Annotated in this window: 20 protein-coding genes; 5 read left to right on the top strand and 15 right to left on the bottom strand. The window is 67.3% G+C overall.

The genetic code is table 11. The annotated features are described in order from the left end of the window. Window positions 1-539: 539 nt before the first annotated feature. The 3 genes from B7R22_RS20300 to B7R22_RS14905 are packed head-to-tail and all read right to left on the bottom strand — an operon-like array spanning window position 540 to window position 3,523. A complete protein-coding gene (locus tag B7R22_RS20300; protein ID WP_116412494.1) occupies window positions 540-1,466 on the bottom strand; it encodes an enoyl-CoA hydratase/isomerase family protein in 927 nt (308 codons plus the stop codon). A 60-nt stretch (window positions 1,467-1,526) separates the two neighbouring features. Continuing rightward, a complete protein-coding gene (locus B7R22_RS14910) occupies window positions 1,527-2,798 on the bottom strand; it encodes an FAD-binding oxidoreductase (RefSeq protein WP_116412493.1) in 1,272 nt (423 codons plus the stop codon). An 11-nt stretch (window positions 2,799-2,809) separates the two neighbouring features. Beyond that, window positions 2,810-3,523: an SDR family oxidoreductase gene (locus B7R22_RS14905; protein ID WP_253259107.1), complete on the bottom strand. Its 714-nt coding sequence runs from the start codon at window positions 3,521-3,523 to the stop codon at window positions 2,810-2,812. 424 nt (window positions 3,524-3,947) lie between these two features. Here B7R22_RS14905 and B7R22_RS20465 point away from each other — a divergent pair, with 424 nt between their 5' ends. Beyond that, window positions 3,948-4,124 carry a hypothetical protein gene (locus B7R22_RS20465; protein ID WP_437184152.1) on the top strand — a complete coding sequence of 59 codons (177 nt, stop codon included), beginning with the start codon at window positions 3,948-3,950 and terminating at the stop codon, window positions 4,122-4,124. A gap of 2 nt (window positions 4,125-4,126) precedes the next feature. On the opposite strand, the gene B7R22_RS14895 is transcribed toward B7R22_RS20465, so the two are convergent. Further along, complete coding sequence (locus B7R22_RS14895) at window positions 4,127-5,461, bottom strand: sensor histidine kinase (protein ID WP_116412491.1); 1,335 nt, start codon at window positions 5,459-5,461, stop codon at window positions 4,127-4,129. Next, window positions 5,458-6,126, bottom strand: coding sequence for a response regulator transcription factor (locus B7R22_RS14890; RefSeq protein WP_172582441.1), 669 nt, complete (start codon window positions 6,124-6,126; stop codon window positions 5,458-5,460). Before B7R22_RS14890 ends, B7R22_RS14895 begins: the two co-directional genes overlap by 4 nt. A 138-nt stretch (window positions 6,127-6,264) precedes the next feature. On the opposite strand from B7R22_RS14890, the gene B7R22_RS14885 reads away from it, so the two are divergent. After that, on the top strand, window positions 6,265-7,254 hold the full coding sequence (locus B7R22_RS14885) for an IS481 family transposase (RefSeq protein WP_116412490.1): 990 nt from the start codon (window positions 6,265-6,267) through the stop codon (window positions 7,252-7,254). A 41-nt stretch (window positions 7,255-7,295) separates the two neighbouring features. On the opposite strand, the gene B7R22_RS14880 is transcribed toward B7R22_RS14885, so the two are convergent. Genes B7R22_RS14880 through B7R22_RS14870 form a run of 3 tightly spaced genes read right to left on the bottom strand, consistent with a single transcriptional unit; the run spans window position 7,296 to window position 10,002 of the window. Beyond that, a complete protein-coding gene (locus B7R22_RS14880) occupies window positions 7,296-8,042 on the bottom strand; it encodes an FAD:protein FMN transferase (RefSeq protein ID WP_116412489.1) in 747 nt (248 codons plus the stop codon). A gap of 2 nt (window positions 8,043-8,044) precedes the next feature. Further along, the gene (locus B7R22_RS14875) at window positions 8,045-8,593 is read right to left on the bottom strand and encodes an FMN-binding protein (RefSeq protein ID WP_116412488.1); all 549 of its coding nucleotides are present in this window, start codon (window positions 8,591-8,593) and stop codon (window positions 8,045-8,047) included. After that, on the bottom strand, window positions 8,590-10,002 hold the full coding sequence (locus B7R22_RS14870; RefSeq protein WP_116412487.1) for a ferredoxin reductase family protein: 1,413 nt from the start codon (window positions 10,000-10,002) through the stop codon (window positions 8,590-8,592). Before B7R22_RS14870 ends, B7R22_RS14875 begins: the two co-directional genes overlap by 4 nt. A 181-nt stretch (window positions 10,003-10,183) precedes the next feature. Between B7R22_RS14870 and B7R22_RS14865 the strand changes: the two genes are divergently transcribed. Beyond that, window positions 10,184-10,921, top strand: coding sequence for a VIT1/CCC1 transporter family protein (locus B7R22_RS14865; RefSeq protein ID WP_116412486.1), 738 nt, complete (start codon window positions 10,184-10,186; stop codon window positions 10,919-10,921). Here the strand turns inward: B7R22_RS14865 and B7R22_RS14860 are convergent. The 4 genes from B7R22_RS14860 to B7R22_RS14850 all read right to left on the bottom strand — a co-directional run bounded on the left by B7R22_RS14860 (window position 10,918) and on the right by B7R22_RS14850 (window position 13,343). Then, the gene (locus B7R22_RS14860) at window positions 10,918-12,312 is read right to left on the bottom strand and encodes a protein kinase domain-containing protein (protein WP_301182622.1); all 1,395 of its coding nucleotides are present in this window, start codon (window positions 12,310-12,312) and stop codon (window positions 10,918-10,920) included. The two genes, B7R22_RS14865 and B7R22_RS14860, sit on opposite strands and share 4 nt — an antisense overlap. Window positions 12,313-12,328: 16 nt before the next feature. Next, complete coding sequence (locus B7R22_RS14855; RefSeq protein ID WP_116412484.1) at window positions 12,329-12,586, bottom strand: DUF6458 family protein; 258 nt, start codon at window positions 12,584-12,586, stop codon at window positions 12,329-12,331. Between the two features lie 7 nt (window positions 12,587-12,593). After that, window positions 12,594-12,758 carry a hypothetical protein gene (locus tag B7R22_RS19285; protein ID WP_172582439.1) on the bottom strand — a complete coding sequence of 55 codons (165 nt, stop codon included), beginning with the start codon at window positions 12,756-12,758 and terminating at the stop codon, window positions 12,594-12,596. Window positions 12,759-12,833: 75 nt separating this feature from the next. Continuing rightward, window positions 12,834-13,343 carry a MarR family winged helix-turn-helix transcriptional regulator gene (locus tag B7R22_RS14850; protein ID WP_253259103.1) on the bottom strand — a complete coding sequence of 170 codons (510 nt, stop codon included), beginning with the start codon at window positions 13,341-13,343 and terminating at the stop codon, window positions 12,834-12,836. A gap of 90 nt (window positions 13,344-13,433) precedes the next feature. On the opposite strand from B7R22_RS14850, the gene B7R22_RS14845 reads away from it, so the two are divergent. Both B7R22_RS14845 and B7R22_RS19530 read left to right on the top strand, forming a co-directional pair. After that, window positions 13,434-14,855 (top strand): serine/threonine-protein kinase, encoded by a 1,422-nt coding sequence (locus B7R22_RS14845; RefSeq protein WP_116412482.1) that lies wholly within the window; start codon window positions 13,434-13,436, stop codon window positions 14,853-14,855. Window positions 14,856-14,898: 43 nt separating this feature from the next. Next, on the top strand, window positions 14,899-15,078 hold the full coding sequence (locus B7R22_RS19530; protein ID WP_216363483.1) for a hypothetical protein: 180 nt from the start codon (window positions 14,899-14,901) through the stop codon (window positions 15,076-15,078). Window positions 15,079-15,084: 6 nt separating this feature from the next. Here B7R22_RS19530 and B7R22_RS14835 read toward each other — a convergent pair whose 3' ends face one another. The 3 genes from B7R22_RS14835 to B7R22_RS14825 form a co-directional block, all read right to left on the bottom strand. Then, window positions 15,085-15,900 (bottom strand): hypothetical protein, encoded by an 816-nt coding sequence (locus B7R22_RS14835; protein WP_116412481.1) that lies wholly within the window; start codon window positions 15,898-15,900, stop codon window positions 15,085-15,087. A gap of 47 nt (window positions 15,901-15,947) precedes the next feature. Further along, window positions 15,948-17,228, bottom strand: a complete 1,281-nt coding sequence (locus B7R22_RS14830) for an MFS transporter (RefSeq protein WP_116412480.1) — start codon at window positions 17,226-17,228, stop codon at window positions 15,948-15,950. Between the two features lie 201 nt (window positions 17,229-17,429). Continuing rightward, window positions 17,430-19,973 (bottom strand): MMPL family transporter, encoded by a 2,544-nt coding sequence (locus B7R22_RS14825; RefSeq protein ID WP_116412479.1) that lies wholly within the window; start codon window positions 19,971-19,973, stop codon window positions 17,430-17,432. Between the last annotated feature and the right edge of the window lie 55 nt (window positions 19,974-20,028).

Genomic DNA, 20,028 nt, shown 5'->3' with positions numbered 1-20,028 from the left:
AGTGCAAACCCATCGAATGCAAATGCCGAATCTTTGCCCAGTCATCCAAATTGATCACCTTCCATAGTGGCTAGGTGGCCCTGTTTTCAATCGGCAGAAACGGCATCACATTCGGTCGGCGTCAACAGATGTCCTCATTCGTTGGATTGTTGTCACGCCCGGCGGAGCGCCAGAAACATCCCGACAGGCAAGCTGCAACTAGGTCGGATCAGGGCCGTATACAGAGCGAAAACGAGCGGCACTCGAGTGGCGCCGACAACACCAAACGCCTCTGACGAGCACCGCCACGACTTTCCCGCGCAAAACGGGGTTACGAGAAAGAGGAGAAAAATGTCACAGAGCCAGAGTCTCGAAGGTCGGTACGTCACGAGTCCTTCCGGAAATGTGAGAGCCATCGGCAGATACATCAGTTCCGACGGCCATCTAACAGGCCCGGCGAACGGCTACATCACATCAGCTGCGGCTGCGCCGCCAGGGGCAGCTGTCTACGGTATCTACACCACGTCGGAAGCTCGCCACCCATAAAGTGCAACAGAGAACTATGCATCCGGGACGCCGAGGGCGCTGTCTCGATAACGACCAGCAGAAGGAGACCAGCTCTGGTCCGTCCGGCTTGATCGGCTCCCGAAAAGTGATCCGAGTCCTCGATCGCTAGAGGGTGTTTGGGCAGTCCCGTGCTCTGCAGGTACCGGTCTAGTCGATTCTCCGACCGGCCTCGTTAAGTGCGGATTGAACCTCCTGAGTATCGAACAGGGGCATCGAGATTGGGTAGAGCTGGCTTCGCGCGGCCCAGGCACCGCCGAAGTGTGCGAGTTTAAGCAGCGCTTTGGTCGCCGCGAAAGACTGAGCCGAGGAGTCGGCGAGCTCGCGTCCCAGCCGCTTGCTCTCTGCGGCAAGCACGCCGTCACTGACAACCAGTTGACCAGGTTCCATTCGTACATACGAGTGGCGCTCACCGGACGAGAAAGTGTCGTCATCTCAAGCGCCCTGGTGCGTCCGATTCGCTCCGCAAGTTGAAGCACGCCGCCTTGTAAGGTGATGATTCCTAGTTGGGATTCGGGAAATCCAAAATCAGCGCTTTGTGCTGCGCATATGAAATCGCAGCTCAGGGCGAGTTCACAACCGCCTCCCCGACAGCGGCCCTGGACGACGGCCACTGTCGGAATGGGCAAGTCTTGCAACTCTTCAAGTGCGGTCGCGTAGACGGCCACGAGTGGTTCCAGGTCGTGCGACGGGATTCCGACCCACTCGGCAGCGTCACCTCCTAGGCTGAAATCATCGCCTTGTGCGCTCACAATGAGTGTTCGAGCGTCACTGTCCGCGACGGCGCGTACCGCTTCGAGCATTGTTCGACGCATCGCGAAGTTGATTCGATTCCCACCCGGACGATCAAGCGTGATGGTCGCAATGTCGTCTGCGAAACTCAGCTTGACGCTAGGATCTTCAACCGTTTCCGCGGCCTTCATGATGTCTCCTTTGTTCTCGTTTATCGGATCGGGTTACGTTCGCTTGTCAGCACTCGCCCATCACACGAGTGCTCTGGTGACATCGAAATTCTGGTTGAACCGGTCTTCCGGGTCCCAGAACGATTTGATGGTGCGCAGACGTTCGAGGGTGGGTGTGGGGAATGCTTCCCGGATGTACGCGGGGTCATGGCTTGATTCGAAGCTGAGGTACAGACCGCTCATGCGCGAGCGAACCGGCATCCATGCTTCCTCAAATGAGGCAGACTCGGCTGCGGCCATCGCGGTGATGGAGAAGTTCTGATGTCGGTGGGCATATGCGGTTGCGTCGGTCGGAATGTCGTTGATCATGCCGCCGACAGAGCGGATCTGAACCATGAGAGTCGATTTGTCGGAAAGGAGACCCGCTACAGCGTGGGAAAGCTCCGCGTTGAGATGGTCGGCCAGCCCGGTATGGGTGAACGCCGTCTGCTGCCCGTTGTGCGGCGTATTCGAGGTCTGCGGGACGTGCGCGTACGGCACGACCCGCGCGTTCTGGCCGATAATTCCGGGCAGTTCCGCAAAAGGCTTCAGGGCCGCTGCAGCAGCTTCCACTTCGGCCCCGGCGTAGACAATGAGTGCCTGCGCAAAAGGAGCATCTCCGGCGCCGATATAGAGAAACGCTGATATTTCGCGTGGCGCCCGTTCAAGGGCGTCTCCCCATTCAGTCAAAAAGACTGCCGGGTACTTCAGTTGATAGGCCATCGTTGCCCGAGCGACGAGTGGAGTCGTCGAGGCTTCGAAAGTAAATGAAGTGACAATGCCAACGTTGGCGCCCGCGCCGCGCACTGCCCAGAACAAGTCCGAGTTGTGTTTCTCGGAAGCATCGTGAAATTGTCCGTCAGCCGTAATCATTTGCACGGATGTCAATCTGTCGATGGTGAGCCCGTGCGCACGACCCATCAAACCGATTCCGCCCGTGGTGGCGAGACCGCCAACTCCGACGTCACCGGAATCCCCAGAGCTGATTGCTAGACCCCATGGCTGCAATTTTTCGGCGACCTGGCCCCAACGGGCTCCCGGCCCGATGCGTACCGTCGAGTCTCCGATTCGTTCGACGTCGTTCAGTCGGCCGAGATCGATGACGGTTCCGCCGGCGTTGGTAGCGATACTGCTGATCCCATGGCCCCCGCTGCGTACCGATAGGGCACCGCCTACTGCGCCTGCGAAGGCCAGCGCGTCAATGACTCCATTGGCGTCTGTCGGAAGCAATATTGCATGAGGCGTGCCGGTCCCGCTATAGACGTGTTGCAGACGGCGGTAGGCCGCATCTCCCGGACGAACGACATCTAGCATCGGAACCACTCTTAGAATTGCGGGGGAGAGAGGACGGGGCCGGCCGCCTTGTCGATGAAGTACTGCAGGACTTCCCCCGTGAGTGTCGAGGTACGCGCGAGAAGTTCGCCGATGTGAATGCCGATCTCCTCACCATCGATCCAGCGTCGATCATCCACGCCGGCGAGCTGACGCGCACGTGTTCGGACTACACCGAGAATGATCTCGTAGACCTGTATCCCGGAGTTCTGCAGCTCAACCGCGAGGGTGTGTGTCATTGACTTGCTCGCTGCAGCCGTCAGTGCGACAACCGCGTTTCCTGGAAATGGGATATCTGCGCTAGCGCCGTTCAGTTGAAGAAGCAGACCGTTTTGTTTCAGCGAGGGCAAGAATGCGCGATACACCCGAAATACAGCGGTGAGGTTGTCTTCGACGAGAGTGGTCCACTCGTCGTCGCTTAGTGCTAGGAGCAATTTTCGTCCCTGGCTGCCGCGCGAGGCGATACTGACGACGACGGCATCGAAGGGGCCGAAGCGAACCGTTAAGGTGGCCACCTGCTCTTCTAGATCATCGCTCATTCCCTCTAGAGGCGTCACGTGGAGGGCGTCATTGTTGATTCGACCAGCGAATTCATCGAGACGTATCTGGTCTCGACCCGTGGCGATGACGGTCGCCCCGTCGTCAAGCAGCGCCCGAACGACACCCTCTCCGACCCCACCGGAGCCGCCGAGTACAACGACTGTCATTCCGGCGAGGTCCGCGCGTTGCTGTGACCATTGAGGACGCTGCTCATTCGACATATTCAGGCCTGCAATCCGTTGCTAGAGCCGACGCCGGTCTTATCCAACCGGTTGGTTAGCAGCCTGACAGGGTGCGCTGAGAAAGTCAACTGGCCCGCCCGAGTCACGTGGGCAGTCGAACCGGCCGTCCGCCGGCTGTTCAAAACCCGTTGCCCACATCAGATACCGCGTTCACCGACGCAACCTGTACCGCCAAGAATGAGGGCCTTCTTTTCGTTAAGCGCGGTGCGCTCCTGAGACCACGGCGGGCGATAGTCAGGGCTCATGTCAGTCATCGTTCCCTGGTCGCCCGCCATCCCGGCCTCGACCCCGCCCGGATCGACGACGTGACGGATCGGGGCCGGAGGCGGCGATCCAGGCCGCGCGAGCCGTGGAGGCGGGGGATGCGGACCTCGTGCTGGCGGGCGGAGTCGAGTCGATGAGTCGCGCGCCGTGGGTGCGGCTAAGGGTATCCGATCGGACACGACCGTCGAGGCGCTGGCCGGGCGTCAGCGGAAAGGGGGAGGGGTGTCGGCATCATGGAGTCGCCCGGCACCCCGGGCCTTGATGTTACGGCTGTGCGAGCGGGATGCGCACGATGACCGTCGCGCCCGCAGGCTCGGTGGGCTCAGCGGTGGCGGTGGCAGCGGTGGCGGCGGAGCCCCCGGCCGCGGGGGAGGGCGCGGTCTCGATCCCGACCGAACCGCCGTGCCGTCTCGCGATCTCGGCTACGAGGGCCAGGCCGAGGCCGTAGTGCGCGTCCCCGGGGGCCGCGCCGACCGCCGGGTCGGAGACCCGCCGGGTGCCGGCGAAGCGGTCGAACGCTCTGTCGGCGATGGCCGGGTTGAAGCCCGGTCCGTCGTCGAGAACCCGGATGACCGCGACATCCCGTTCGCCCGAGATGTCGACCTGCACCGACGATCGGGCGTGGTCGAGAGCGTTCGTGAGGAGCGCGATGTGCAGCCGGAGGAGCGCAGCGGTTGCCCCGTTCACCACGACACTCTCAGCCGACCCCGTGCGGGCCAGCGTGGTGCCGCGACGCTCCGCCTCATCGCGGAGCGTCGCGATGGCGGCATCGGCGCTCTCTGTCAGGTCGACCGCCGTCAGCGGTGCGTCGGAGCGGGTGTCGGCGGCGATCAGCAGGTCGTCGAGGATGCCGGTGAGCGCCCGCGAGTCCCGCACCATGTCATCGACTGCCGTCGAGACATCCGGGGGCAGGTCAGTGCGTGCACGGCGCTGCAGCAGTTGCGCCCGGGTGCTGAGGATGGTCAGCGGGGTGCGGAGTTCGTGGCTGGCGTCTGCGACGAACTGCCGTTGCAGAGTGAGCGCGTCGGCGAGCGGGCGGATGGCCCGGCGCGCCATCAGGTAGGAGAGCAGAGCCGCCACGGCCAGGGCGATGAGACTGGCGATGATGAGGGCCTCGGCCAGGCGGGTGAGTTCCTCGCTGCCCTCCGAGAGGTTCACCGCCACCTGCACGACACGATCGCCGTGGATCGAGGTGTTGATCAGGTAGGTCTGGCCGTTCTCGGTTCGCTGGGTCTGCTGTTCGTTCGTTCCGTCGGAGCTCCGGTTCCTTCCGCCGTTCGCCGCCGCCGCCGACGACGCGGTGGCCGCGAGCGCGGTGAGGGCCGCGGTGTCGACCAGCCCGTCGGGGATGTTCTGCGACGACGTCACCTGCCCGTGCTCGACGACGGTGATGTAGGTTCCGCTCGGTGTCTCCTGCACTGAGTCGAGCTGCGACGCGACCACCACAGAGCGCTGGTTCGACTCGTTCACGGTGACGTTCACGATTGCGAACACGGTGCCGGCGACGATCACCAGCACGACGGCCATCAGGGCGATGAACTGCAGGGTGAGGCGGATCGCCGCGCCCCGCAGCGAATCCGGAGTGCCGGTGCGCCTCATTTCAGCGGCCCGAGCCGGTAGCCGATGCCCCGGACGGTGGAGACGGCGCCTCTGCCGAGCTTCTTGCGCAGGTAGTGCACGTAGGTGTCGACCACGCCGAGGTCGTCGGCGTCGGGAAAGACCGAGGCCAGCAGGTCGGCGCGCTCGAAGACCTGCCCGGGCCGCCTGCCCAGCCTCTCCAGCAGCTCGGATTCCCGCTGCGAGAGCGCGACGGGCCCGGAATGGGCGAGCGTCACGGTGCGGGAGCCCGTGTCGAGCTCGCCCCCGGGCACACGCACGACCGGCGTCACCGTCTGGTGGCGCCGCAGCAGGGCCCGGATGCGTGCCAGCAGTTCGTCGATGTCGAACGGTTTGCCGAGGTAGTCCTCCGCCCCGCGGTCGAGCCCCTCGACGCGGTCGGCCGGGTTGCCGAGGGCCGAGAGGATGAGCGCGGGCGCCAGCACCCCGCGTGCGCGCAGTCGGGCCAGCACGTCGAGACCGTCGATGACGGGCAGGCCGCGGTCGAGCAGGAGGGCGTCGAACGGCTGGGTGAGGCCTTCGTGCAGGGCGCGCTGCCCGTCGCGGGCAACCACCACGTCGTAGCCCTCGCTCGTGAGCAGCTGTTCGAGCATCCCGGCCAGCTGCCTGTCATCCTCGACGAGGAGGATGCGGGAGGGCGCGGTCATGAGGGCAGTCTAGGTGTTCTGTCCAGGGAGGTTGGTTGAGTCGGTGTGACGACTCGCTGTAGTCGTTGAAACGGGGTGAGGGCCCCCGGGGTGAAAGTGGAGTTGCTTAGACAACCGCTTACGACCCGGAAGGCCCTCATGTCCCACGCTAACGCAGCCTTGACCCCACGTCACCGTCTCCGGATCGCGCGTCTGATAATCGATGACGGCTGGCCTGTCGCCCAAGCAGCCCGTCAGTTCAACGTGTCATGGCCGACCGCGAACCGGTGGGCGACCCGGTACGCCGCGATGGGTGCCGAGGGCGTCCAGGACCGGTCGTCACGCCCGCACCACAGCCCGACCCGGACCACGCCCGAGCTGGTGCGGAAGATCGGGCATCTGCGGTGGAAGCAACGCCTCGGGCCCGTCGGGATCGGCGCGCAACTCGGTATACCCGCCTCGACCGTGCACGCCGTGCTGGTGCGGTGCCGGCTGAACCGGTTGGGGTACATCGATAAACGAACCGGTGAGGTCGTTCGCCGTTACGAGCACGACACACCGGGTGCGATGATCCATGTCGATGTCACGAAGTTCGGCAACATCCCCGACGGCGGCGGGCACCGCTACGTCGGACGGTGCCAGGGCAACCGGAACCGGGCGGGTACCCCGGGAGCGCGTACACCGGGGAAAGCCCCCAACGTGGGCAAAGCGTTCGTGCACACCGTGATCGATGACCACTCCAGGGTCGCGTACGCAGAGATCCACGCCGATGAAACCGCTGCCACCGCTGTCGGGGTGCTGCAACGGGCGGTGTCCTGGTTCGCCGCCCGCGGCGTGAAGGTCGAGCGGGTGCTGTCCGACAACGGGTCCGCGTACAAATCACATCTCTGGCGGGACACCTGCACCGAGCTCGGGATCACCCCGAAGAAGACCCGCCCGTACCGGCCGCAAACGAACGGGAAGATCGAGCGCTTCCACCGCACCCTCGCCGACGGGTGGGCCTACAAAAAGTTCTACCCCACCGAAACCGCGCGCCGAAACGCCCTCCCAGCATGGCTCCACGAATACAATCACCACAGACCCCACACCGCCATCGGAGGCCACCCACCCATCAGCCGGCTAACCAACCTCCCTGGGCAGTACATCTAGGCGTCGTCGGGCCTGCGGTTCCGGATGATCGCAGGCGGCGCTCACGCAGCGAATCCATGGGCGCGGCGCATCCTCTCTGTCGCGACGATCGAGCCGTCCGCATCGACCGCGATGACGTCGACGCCGAACGACTCGACGGACTCATCGAGTCGTTCCTGGCCTCCCGCCAGGATGGCCGTGGCGAGCACGTCGGCCGTCACGATGTCGTCGGCCACGACGCTCACCTGCCGGTAGGTCGAAGTGGCCCTGCTCCGCCAGACGTGTTCGCCCCGTTCGGTGGTTCCGGATGTCGCCAGGCTGGTTCGGCTGCCGTCGAGGTCGAACGTGCAGAGCAGGCGGCGGCGATCATCCGGGTCCACGACGGCGACGTGCCAGGGCGAACCCTCGCGGTTCCCGTCGATCAACAGGTCGCCGCCGACGTTCAGCATCCAGTCGTGCAGGTCAGCGGCACGGAGCTCCGCGGCGGCGGCAGCCATCGCCTTCGCCTTCACCAGGCCCGACAGGTCGAGCACCCGGTCGGGCCGGTGCGGGGAGAAGGAGTCCTGGGTGAGGATCCGCCAGTGCAGGGCCTCGGCATACATGTCGCGGAAACGCTCGCTCGCCAGGGGCAGGGTGAGTGCGCCGCGGGCGATCTCGCTGATCTCGGACTCGGAGCGGTAGAGACTGAATTGTTCGTCGAATCCGTCGAAGCACTTCTCGACGGGGGTGAGCGTCTCCGCGGGCGGCAGGTCGCCGGCGAACCGGATGCTCGCGCCGGTGCCCATCGTCTCGAAGACGTGAGTCGGCACGACTAGAGTCCCGCCTGGTCGAGGGCTGCCTGCAGCGAGGTCAGGTAGGCGTCGCTGGTATACGTGGCGCCGGACACCCCCTGTACCGTGGCGGACTGGGCGGCGAGCACTTCGGTGCGGAGCACGGGAGCGGCCCGGTTGCTGATAGAGACCGACCTGTTGTCGTCGTTCGTGAGTTTGAGGGCCACGACGTCGGTGATCGATCCGTTCGAGACGACGACCTGCACCTGCACGCTGCCGTAGCGGGTCGAGACGCTGGTGCCGGAGAAGGTGCCGGAGACAGCGGCGGGGGCGGCCGGTGCTGCCGCAGCCGGAGCCTCCGAGGTGGTCGGAGCGGGGGTCGCGGTCGCCGAAGGGGTCGTGGCCGAGGGAGTCGTGGCTGAAGGAGTCGTCGCGGCGGAACCGCCCGAGACCGAAGCCGATGACGCGTCGGGGGAGACCCGTGTCTCCGCGAGTCCGGTCGTCGCAGCAGCCTGGGCGCCCAGCTGCCAGCCGACGGCAAGAACGGCACCCGACGAGAGCACGCTCCAGACGATCGCACGCCGCCTCACCAGTCGAACCTCTCGACGTGGAGCTGCTTCTCGGGCAGGCCCGCGGCCCGGGCATCCCGGACCACCAGCTCCGTCCAGGACTGCGGGCCGCAGACGTAGAGGTCGGAGATGAGGAGGTCGGGAAAGGCCGAGGTGAGGGTGACCCCACGAGCCAGTGCCTCGGCCGACATCCAGGTGGCGAGCCCCGGCGGGCGGGGGCCCACCATGCTGTAGACCGCACTGCCGGCGAGGCTCGGCAGGGCGCTGACCTCTTGCCAGAGGTACTGCTGTGAGGCATCGGTCGCCCGCAGCAGCACGGTCGCCTCGCCGGGCCCGAGTACCGAGCCCTCGAGCAACGAACGCACCGGGGTGATGCCGATTCCGGCTGCCACGACGGCCATTCTGCGCGCCGCCCGCACCTCGTCGGTGAAGATGCCGTAAGGGCCCTCGATCGACACCCGCGTGCCGGGATGCACCCGCGAGATGGCAGAGCTGCCACGGCCGAGGTCGCGAACGGTGATGCGGGCGCCCGTCGCCGTCGGAACAGCCGAGAAGGAGATCGGATGGGCGTGCCACCAGGTCTTCGCCGACCAGAACCGCCAGATCGCGTACTGGCCGCCTGCCGTCTGCAGCCGCCCCAGATCGCGTCCCCGGAGGTGGATCGACACGACGCCCGGCGCGATGGCCTCCACGGCCGCGACCGTGATGTCGTGGCGTGCGCTGCGGATCAGCGGTACGGCGAACCGGAAGACACCGATCGACCCGAACGCCAGAACGTAGAGCGCGATCCAGTAGACGCGCTGGAGCGTCCCGTCGGCCAGAACGGCGCCGCTGGAGAGCTGATGGGGGAGCGCTATGAGCACTGCGACGTAGCTGAGCAGGTGGATGACGTGCCACGCCTCGTAGGAGAAGCGGCGCCGCACAGCGACGACCGACGTGACGACGACCAGCACGAGCAGGCCGAGGCCGGCATAGCTGAGAACCAGATCCGGGCCCTGGAAGAACGCGATCGTCTCGGCGACGACGGTCGAACCGTCTGACATCGCGTAACCGATCGTCAGCAGGACGCCGTGCGCGAGGATCAGGTAGAGAGCGGGCTTGCCGAGGCTCCGGTGGAAGGCGATCGCGCGGTCTTGCCCGACGGCGCGGTCGATCAGCGGGATGCGGGCGGCCAGCACGAGCATCACCAGGATGAGGTCGGTGCCGGCCAGCCCGGTGATGATGCCGAGCGCGGTGACGGCAGAGGCGACATCCCTGACCTCGGAGAGTCCGCCGTAGGCGAGATAGAGCGAGACGGCCGCCGCCACGGATGACCAGCAGAGCATGACCAGCAGGTCGGCCCGTCGCAGGCGACGCCGGGTGCGCGCGCGCCGGGCGCGGTCGACACTGCTCGGGCTGGCGCGGCGACCTGCGGCCGTCTGGATGCTCATGGGCGCTCGATTCGGTGAGAGGCGGTGGTCGGTGGCTGAGGTCGGAGCCGACGGAGTACTCGGCCATTCAAGAATCTCGCGAGATTCTTCCAGCTTTCTTAGCGCGGCCCCGGCCCCGGCAGCGGTGAGGTAAGGCTCTCCACGCTGGTTTCCGGGCGGCAGGCGTGCCTATGGTGACACCATGACGACCCCCAGCAGCGACTCCGCCTTCGCACGCCAACCCGACGAACCGCACTCCGGCAGCCTGGCCGGGCGGTTGAACTGGCTGCGCGCCGGGGTGCTCGGCGCCAACGACGGCATTGTGTCGGTGGCGGCGATCGTGGTCGGTGTCGCCGGTGCCAGTTCCTCGACTCCCGCGATCCTCGCTGCCGGTTCGGCGGCCCTGATCGGCGGGGCGATCTCGATGGCACTCGGGGAGTATGTGTCGGTGAGCAGCCAGCGCGACAGCCAGCGCTCGCTGATCGAGAAGGAGCGCATCGAGCTTTCGACCGACCCCGACGGCGAACTGCAGGAACTGGCCGGGCTCTATGAGGCGCGCGGCCTGACACCCGACACCGCGCACCGCGTGGCGGTCGAGCTCACTGAACAGGATGCCCTCCGAGCCCACCTCGCGATGGAACTCAACATCGACGAAGACGATGTGGTCAGCCCGTGGAGCGCGGCGGGGGCGTCGGCGCTGTCGTTCCTGATCGGCGGGATCCTGCCACTTCTGGCGATCCTCCTGCCGCCCGAGGCGGTGCGCGTGGCGGTCACCTTCGCGGTGGTCATCCTCGCGCTCGCAGCGACAGGCGTGATCGGTGCCAGGCTCGGGGGGAGTCCCGCGGTGCGGGCGACAGTTCGAGTGGTCGTCGGCGGTGCGTTGGCGCTCGTTGCGACGTTCGTGGTCGGGTCGCTGCTCGGAACGGCAGGGGTGGTCTAGCGGTTCGCCCCGGCCGCGCCCGCCTCCGGTCGCACGAAGGAGGGCGCCGTCATCTCCACCGTGGTCAGGAGGCTGAGCTGCCGCAGTTCGAGCTGGCTGACGACGAGTGCGGCAAGATCTTCGAGGTTTGCGACCTCGGCCGCCGTGACCGTGCCGGGAATGACATCGAGCACGCTCAGAGTGCCGATCACCGCACCATTCGCCCGTCGGAGCGGCACTCCGACGTAGAAGCGGAGGCCCAGTGGGCCGGTCACCAGAGGATTCTGGCTCGTGCGTTCATCCAGGCGGCCGTCCTCGACGACGACCGGTTCCGTGCTGGGGGCCACCGCGCTGGTCACGTCGATCTGGCGGGCGATCTCATCCACAGCCTCGCCGTAGTGCGACCGGAACCAGGTTCGATCGTGATCGACGACACTCACGATGGCGATGGGGGCGGCGAACAGTCGGGCGGCCATCGCCGTGACGCGGTCGAGCGCCTCATTCGGCAGCGTGTCGAGAATCGTGGTGCGATGGAGCGCGGCGGTGCGCGCCGTCTCGTCGGGGAAGAGCGGCTGCCGGGCATCGTCTCTGTGCCGACCGCTCTCAGCGATCACCACCTGGCGGAGGGCCGCGACCAGATCGTGACGTTGCGGTCGATCGTCGGGGTTGCGGCTCGTCATCGCGGTCAGCAGCAGTCGCCAGAGCTCGGGCAGTTCGCCGGGTACGACCGGGTCCCGTTGGAGACGTGCCATGGCCGATTCAACCACGCTGCCGGGGAACTCGAGGTGCCGCGTGAAGCACTGCAACAGAACGAGGCCGAGGGAATAGACATCCGTCGCCGCCGCCACCTCGCCACCCGACGCCTGCTCGGGGCTCAGGTAGCCGGCCGTGCCGGTCGTCACTCCCTGCGCGGTGAGGCGCTCGCGGTCGTCGGCGAGCGCGATGCCGAAGTCGGTGAGTTTGGCCCGGGCCCTGGCCGAGCCGTCGCGGTAGTCGACGAGCAGGATGTTCGAGGGCTTGATGTCGCGATGGATCACCTTGTGGGCGTGCATGTAGTCGAGCGCCTCGGCCATGTCGTAGCCGATCTCGGCGACGTGGCGAGGGGAGAGGCGAGCGCCGCTGGCCAGGTGCACATGGAGGTCGGGGCCGTTCACCAGCGCCATCACGATGAACCGGTTCGCCCGGCCGTACTCGTCTGGCTCAGCGCCGGCATCGATCAACTGTACGAGGGCGTGGTGATCGAGTGAGGCGAGCACGGCGAGCTCACCGTCGATCCGACCGGACTCGGCTTCTGCCGTGTGGAAGACCTTGATCGCAACGTTCCGCCCCAGCGTTTCATCGCGGGCGCGGAACACGGTGGCCATGCCACCGTGCCCGAGGGGTTCGACAAGGCGGTAGCGGTTCCCGAGGATCTTGTCGATCGATTGGCTAGACGAGGGGGCCGTCGCGATCGATGGTGCGCCGGGAGACCTGCTCGCCGCTGACCGGATCCACAGCCGAGCGGGAGGTCATGGTGGTCTGCCGGCGCCTCGTGATCAGAACGACGCCCAGGATGATCCCGATGACGCCGGCCGCCATGAGGATATAGCCGACCAGATGGAGATCGACCCAGGAGACCTGGACGTCGATCGCGAACGCCAGAATGGCGCCGATGACGAAAAGAACGATGCCGGATCCGAGACTCATGATGGCCTCAGACTCGCCGGTTGCCGGTGATGAAGCGCAGCAGGAAGACGATGAGGGCGATCACGAGGAGCACGAGGCCCACCCAGATCAGGAAGTTGAGTGACGGTGCGACGCCGCCTGTGATGAGGAGGACGACCGCGACGACGGCGATGATGACGACGAGAATATCCATGTCTGGACCGTAACAACTAGTTCAGTGGACTAGCAAACCATTGACAGAACAGAATGCTGCCTGTAAAAGCGTCGGCTACTTCTGACCGATCTCGTCGACGGTGCTGCGCATCGTCGTGAGAAAGCGGGTCACGATCCGCGCTTCCTCGGGTGTCAGCGTCCGAGTTGCTGCGGCCATGTGATTCTGGGCGACGGCGAGCATCGGACCGGTGTCGCCTTCGGCGGCTTCAGTCGGCACCAGTTCACTCGAGCGCCGATCAGCGCTGTTCGCGCGTCTCTCGATGAACCCCCCGGTTTCGAGGCGGCGAATCAGCACCGTCGTCGATGCGCTCGAGATTCCGAGGTACCGCGTGATGTCCTTCGAGGCGACCGGATGTCCGGCCGATCGTTGATCGAGAATGAACCGAAGAGCGAGCAGATCGTTCTCGCCCAGTCCCATCGCCGTGCCGGTTCGACGACGCATGGCGGCTTCGGCGGCACGGTACATGTGGAGCGCTTCGAGTACATTCGTGTCATCCGGCGTGCGCGGGGCGACCGCCCCGGCGCCGGGGCGCACCAGGTCGCTGAAGTCGAAGGAATCCGTCACAATGACTAGTGTCTGACAGGTTTTGCTAGTTTGACTAGCGATCCAGTGCATCCCCAGCAATCACCAAGATTCGAACTGAGAGAGGTGGACATGGGATCCGACGACAGCGGCTGGGTCGGCAGGACTCTGGCCGGTCGCTACACCGTGGCCAGACGCATCGGATCCGGTGGCATGTCCACCGTCTACGAAGCGACGGATGAGCAGCTCGGCCGGAGCGTGGCTGTCAAGCTCTTCAACCCCGGCGAGGCGCGGGACGACTCCCGCCGACGCAGCGAGGTCGACGTTCTGGCGCGGCTCAACCACTCTCAGCTCGTGACGATGTACGACGCTCATCTGGCGTCAGGCGACGATTCGGTGCCGAGCTTCCTGGTGATGGAGCTGGTGAACGGTCCCGACCTGAGGTCGACGCTCGACCATGGTCCGCTGCGCGGGGAGGTCGCGGCGCAGGTCGCCGTGGACATCGCCCAGGGCCTCGCCGCCATGCACGCCCAGGGCATTGTGCACCGTGACCTGAAACCGGCCAACATCCTGCTCGCTCCAACCGGTCTGCCGTCACCGACCCATCGCGCCAAACTCGCCGACTTCGGCATCGCTCACCTCGTGGGTGCCGACCGGATGACGACGGTCGGCACGATCATCGGCACGGCCTCCTACCTGAGCCCGGAGCAGGCCTCTGGCACGAATCCCGGCCCCGAGACAGACGTGTACGCGCTCGGTCTCGTGATTCTGGAAGGACTGAAGGGGCAACGCGAATACCCTGGCACGGTCGTTGAGGCGATGAGTGCGAGGGCCTACCGCGATCCGGTGATCGGAGGCGACATCCCGCCCAGCTGGGTCTCACTGCTGACGCAGATGACCGCTCGTGACCCGCTGGCCCGGCCGACTGCGCTCGAGGTGGCCGTGCGCTCGCAGGATATCGCGCGAGACCTCGAGGGGTGGGACGGCACCCGGGTCGAGGGGGTCGAGGAGCCCACCGCCCCTCTCCCCACCCCGACGGTGATGATGCCCGCGGAACCCCTTCACGCCCCGACGGTGCCGATGCCCGCGGAAGCCCTTCACGCCCCGACGGTGCCGATGCCCGCTCTGTCACCCGCGCCCCGGGGCTCCCGACGTGGCCGGATCGCGCTGGTGACGATCGCCGCGGGGACGCTTCTTGCGGGAGGCGTCTGGTTCGGAGGAACACTTCTCGCGGCGGAGCCAGCTGCCACCCCTGTCCAGCCGGTACCCACGCCTTCCCAGCCGATACCCGCCCCCGCCCAGACCGAGGGGCCGTCGCCGACAGATCCGACGGCCACCCAGGCTGCGCAGACGACATCGACCGCGCCGAGTACGGCGACGGGTGCGCCGGCTCCCGAAACCGTCCCACCGACCTCGGAGGCGACGGCGACACCCGACCCGCCCGCCGCCACGGGGACTGCGCCCGGGAACTCCGGGATCGGCAACGGGAACAACGGCAACGGGAACAACGGCAACGGGAACGGGAACGGGAAGGGGGGGAACGGGAAAGGCTGACGAGGGCGTCCCCGACGGCCTCCATCCACCCTTTCGCGCCCTCGTGCACACCGCGAGCATCCTCGACCCGTCAGCGCTGCTCGAAGGGGCGGGGCCCTGGGTCCTCGCGGTCGTCATGGCGATCGTCTTCATCGCGACGGGATTGTTGTTCCCGTTGCTGCCGGGCGACACCCTTGTCTTCACGGCGGCTCTGCTGGCGACCGGGGTGCTCGCTGCGACGTGACCGGGGTCAGCGGCTCGCGTCGGGGAAACGATCGTTGAGGAAGCGTCCGTTCACCAGGAGGGCCTCCGCGTCGCCGCGAACCGCGGCTTCGTGCATCCGCGCCACCGCACGTTCGAGCACTGTGAGCTGGGCCGCCAGGGCGCTGTCGGGCGTGCCGCCGTCGGGGTAGACGTGGCTGCGGGCCCATTCCACAGGCAGTGCGAGGTAGGCGCGCAGGGTGTCTGGCAGGTAGACGGTGGCCGTGCGCTCGGCAAAGGCATTCGCCTCGAGGTCGCCGGAGACCCGTGGCAGCGTGTCGAGCAGCAGCTCGACGATGCGAGCGGTGGATGCCGCGGCCGCCGGCGGGAGCGAACCGCGGAGCTTGAACGGGAGGGTGCGGAGATCGGCCATCACGGTGTCGTCGCCGACCTCGACGGTGGGCCCTGAAACGGAGATGCCGAGCTTCTGCAGGGCGGCGGCGCCGGCATCCGGGGCGTCGACGGCCTCGCCGGCGAGTGCTGCGATCCGGAGCGCGAAGGCCTCGAGCCATTCCCGGAGCTGCTGGCTCCGCCTCGCGATGATGATGCCGCGCACGACGCGACGGGTCTCGGCGGAGTAGGTGCCGGTGGGTGAGCAGGTGAGTTCCATGACGGATCCGCGCGTGGTGAGGGTGATCGCGCTGATCGAGCCGTCGCGACCGATGAGGCGGTCGGCGAGGGACTTCTGGCGAACAACCGTGAGCGACGTTGCGGCGACCTGGGGTGTGAGCCGGCCTCTGGCCGCGTCGAGCAGGCCGCCGAGGAAGGCCTGTGGGTCATCCACACTGAGAACCTGCTCTGCCATGACCTGAGCTTAATCGCGTCGGCTGTGCTGCCGCCCCTCGAAAGGAGCTAACTGCTGGAAAGATCGCCGGGACGAGCTGTTTGCGTCCTCTCGGTGGGGGTTCCGGCGGTGGCGGAGGTGGCGGCGGCGGAGGCGGTGTGGGTGCGGATGCCGCGGGCAGCGATCAGCGCGCAGACCGCGATCGCGGCGGAGGTCGCGATCAGCAGCACCCAGATCGGCGACACCGCGGTGAGCGCGGCGAGGATCGCGGGCAGGAGGAAGCCGGCATAGGTGAGCGAGTAGTACACGGCGGTCAGGCCGGCGAGGTCGTCGGGTGTGGCCATCGCCTGCACCGTGGTGAGCCCGGAGACCATCGAGAGGCCGTAGCCGATACCGAACACCGGGGCGGCGAGCAGCACGGGCCAGACCTGCTGCGAGGTGGCGGCCGGGATGAGCAGCAGGGCTCCCACGGCGATGAGAGCCACCCCGACGAGCCCCGCGCGACCACGCAGCGCACGGAGGATCGGCCCGGAGACGAACTGCGTCACCCAGCCGAAACCGAGCGTGATCACCGTGACGAGCGTGGCGAAGCCGACCGCGAAGCCCGGCACGGCCTGCCCGACGAGGCTCGGCCCGACCGCGAAGGAGAGGGCGGGTGCCGCGAAGACCCACGGCGCGAGGGGGAGGACCACGGTGACGAACCGGGCCCGCGAACGCGTCGGGATCCGCAGGTCGCCGAGCAGGCTCTTTGCCGTGCCGCCGGACCCGCGCGTCTCCACCGCCGCGAGCAGTGCGACGAAGGCCGCCGCGCTCGCCGCGATCTGCACGATGTACGGCAGCACCGACGGCAGAGGCGCGAATTGTGCCAGCGCCCCGCCGACGCCGGCGCCGCCGCCGAATCCGATCGTCAGGACGGCGGATGCCCGGCGGGCCCCCGCCTCGGCCCTTCCTCCGCGCACCGACAGTTCCTTGACCCACGAGGTGCCGACGACCATGCCGGCCGCCACGCTCAGCCCACTCACGAAACGCCCGACACAGAGCCCGGCGAGACTCGAGGCGGAGGTCGCCAGGATGATGCTCCCGACGATGCCGAGTACGACGCCCACGAGGAGGATCGGCTTTCTGCCGAACCGGTCCGACCATGCTCCCGAGAGGGCGAAACCGGGCACGATGCCGAGCACGTAGACGGCGACTAGGATGTTGACCTGCACCTGGGTGTAGCCGCTCTGCTGGCGGTAGAGCTGCAGTAGCGGGAGGAACTGGTTGCCGCCCCAGCCGAGCACGATCATGGCGGGCGCGACGAGCAGCCAGGCGCGTGCGCTGCTGGTTCCGGGGTGTTCGCGGGTCACTTCACCAGCCTAGGTGTGCGCGCCTCCGGCCCGCGCCCGGCGCCCGGCCCGCGCCCCAGACCCGTGCACAATTCAGGCGCAGGGCCCCGCGGGGCCTGCTACGGACGTGGCGGCGTCGTACGCCTGAATTGGTGCTGCGGGTCGGCGGCGGCGGCTCGTAGCGGCGCGCCGGGCCGCGCGGTCAGGCCCCGACGGGCACCTTCAGCTGGCCGGTCTCCGTACTCTCCGGCCCGACGGGCGTGGCGGCGGGCCCGCGGCGGCGGGGCCCGCGGCGGCGGCCCGCTCGAGCTTCGCGCCCTCCACGTCGACGTCGGGCATGATGCGGTCGAGCCACCGCGGCATCCACCAGGCTGCCTCGCCGAGCAGGTGCATCGCGGCCGGAACGAGCAGCAGTCGCACGATGAAGGCGTCGACGAGCACGCCGATCGCGAGTCCGAAGCCGATGACCCGAGCCTCGACGAGGTCGCCGAAGACGAACCCGCCGAACACCGAGATCATAATGATGCCTGCCGCGATGACCACGGGCCGGGCGCTCCGGAGGCCGGCGTTCACGGCCGACCGGGCCGCCATCCCGTGCACGTGCGCCTCGCGCATGCCCGAGGTCAGGAACAGTTGGTAGTCCATCGCGAGCCCGAAGATGATGCCGATCAGCAGGATCGGCAGGAAGCTCAGGATCGGTGCGGGGTCGTGGATCCCGAACAGGAAGCCGAGCCAGCCCCACTGGTACACCGCGGTGACGGCCCCGAACGTGGCGAGCACGGTGAGCAGGAACCCAGCGGTCGCGATGAACGGCACGGCGATCGAACGGAACACCAGGATCATGATCAGGATGGAGAGACCCAGTACGATCACGAGGTAGATCGGCAGGGCATCCGCCAGCTTCGCGGAGATGTCGATGTTGATGGCTGTGAGCCCGGTGACCCCGAGGGTGACGCCGAGCGAACTGTCGACGCTCGCCGATAGGTTCCGGAGGTCTTTCACGACCTGTTCGGTGCTGGCGGCCGACGGCCCCTCGGAAGGGATGACCTGGAAGATGACGGTGCGGCTGTCGGTGGATGCTCCCGCCGGGGCCGCCGCGACGACATTGTCCACCGTGAGGAGCCTGTCGGCCACGTCGGCTTCGAGGCTCGTGAGGGCTGCGTCGTCGGCGACCGTGGGCAGGTTCGCGACCACGATGATGGCGCCGTTGACGCCTGCCCCGAACGCGTTGTCGATCGCGGTGTAGGCCTTGTACTCGGTCGATTCCGTGGGCTGGGACTTGCCGTCGGGCAGGGCGAGCCGCATCGAGAGCGCGGGGATGGTGACGATCAGCAGGGCGATGATGCCGGCGGCGAGGAGGAGGATCGGGTGGCGGGTGGCGAGGGTGCTGCCGGGCGCAGAGCGCTTGGCCGAGTGAGCAGACTGGCCGGCGTGCACGGCGACATGTTCACCCCTGTGCGCGGCAGCAGCGTGCTTCTGCGCTCCGAGGGCGGCGCGCTCCTTCTTCGGCAGCACCCGGAGGCCGGCGAGCGACATCATTGCCGGCGTGAGCGTGAGCGCCACGAGCACCGCGACGGCGACGACGACGGCGCCCGCCGTGCCCATCAGCCCGAGGAATCCGATACCCGTCACGTTCAGGGCAACCAGCGCGATGATCACCGTGATGCCGGCGAACATGACGGCGTTGCCGGAGGTTCCGTTGGCGAGGCCGATCGACTCCCGCGCCGGGACTCCCTCACGGAGCTGCCGGCGGTGGCGGTTCAGGATGAACAGGGAGTAGTCGATTCCGACCGCCAGCCCGAGCATCAGCCCCAGTGTCACCGTGGCCGAGGACATCGAGACGACACCCGAGAAGGCGAGCACCCCGAGGGCGCCGACGCCGACGCCGATGAAGGAGGAGAGCAGGGGCAGCCCTGCGGCGATGAGCGTGCCGAGCATGATGAACAGCACGATCGCCGCGATCAGGATGCCGACGATCTCGCCTGCGCTGACCCCGACGGTGACCGAGGTCATGGAGGCGGAGAAGTTCGCATCCACTCCCAAGACCGGGTTGGCGTCGATAGCGTCGATCGCGCCCTGCTTGTCTTCGGGCGTGACGTCGGCGGTGGGCTTGTCGAAGACGATGGTGGCCACGGCCGTGGCATTGTCGCTCGACACCGTCTGGATCTTCGCCGCTGCGTCGAGTAGGCGCTGCCCAGCATCCGCCTTCGCCTGGTTCGTAGCGAGCTCGGTCTTCGCGGTGTCGAGGGTGGCCTGCTGCTGGGCGAGCTGGTCGGCCGCGCCGGCGGGGGCGTTCGCGCCTGCAGCCGCGAGCTGGGCTCTCGCTGCATCGAGTTGGGCCTGGCCCTGGTCGAGCTGGGCCTGGCCGGCGCTGAGCTGGGCGGCGGCATCCGCGAGCTGGGTCTGCTGCGCTGCTCGCTCGGCCTCGGTCTGGAACGGGTTTATCGTCGAACTCACGCCCTGCGTGCCGCCCGCCGCGGTGAGCGCCGCCGTGATGCCGGCCTGCTGGTCTGCGGTGAAGGCCGAGCCGTCGGAGGTCGAGAAGACGACCTGGCCCGTGCCGCTGTCGGCTGCGGGAAGAGAGGCCTGCAACTGGTCGGCGACGTTCTGCGCCGGGGTGCCGCTGATGGCGAAGGTGCTGGCGAGCGATCCGCCGGCGACAGCGAAGGCTCCGCCCGCACCGGCGAGCACAACGACCCAGATGGCGATGACGACCCAGGCGCGCCGTGCTGCGGCAAGCCCGAGTCGTTGGAGGAGTGTGGCCATAGGATCGGTGCCTCTCGCTGTGAGCGGATGGTGTGCTGGCGGGCATCCGCGAATC

The sequence above is a fragment of the Subtercola boreus genome (assembly GCF_003399635.1).
Lineage (GTDB): Bacteria > Actinomycetota > Actinomycetes > Actinomycetales > Microbacteriaceae > Subtercola > Subtercola boreus_B.
Note: the sequence above shows the minus strand (reverse complement) of the source record. Positions and strands in the feature narration are given on the sequence as shown.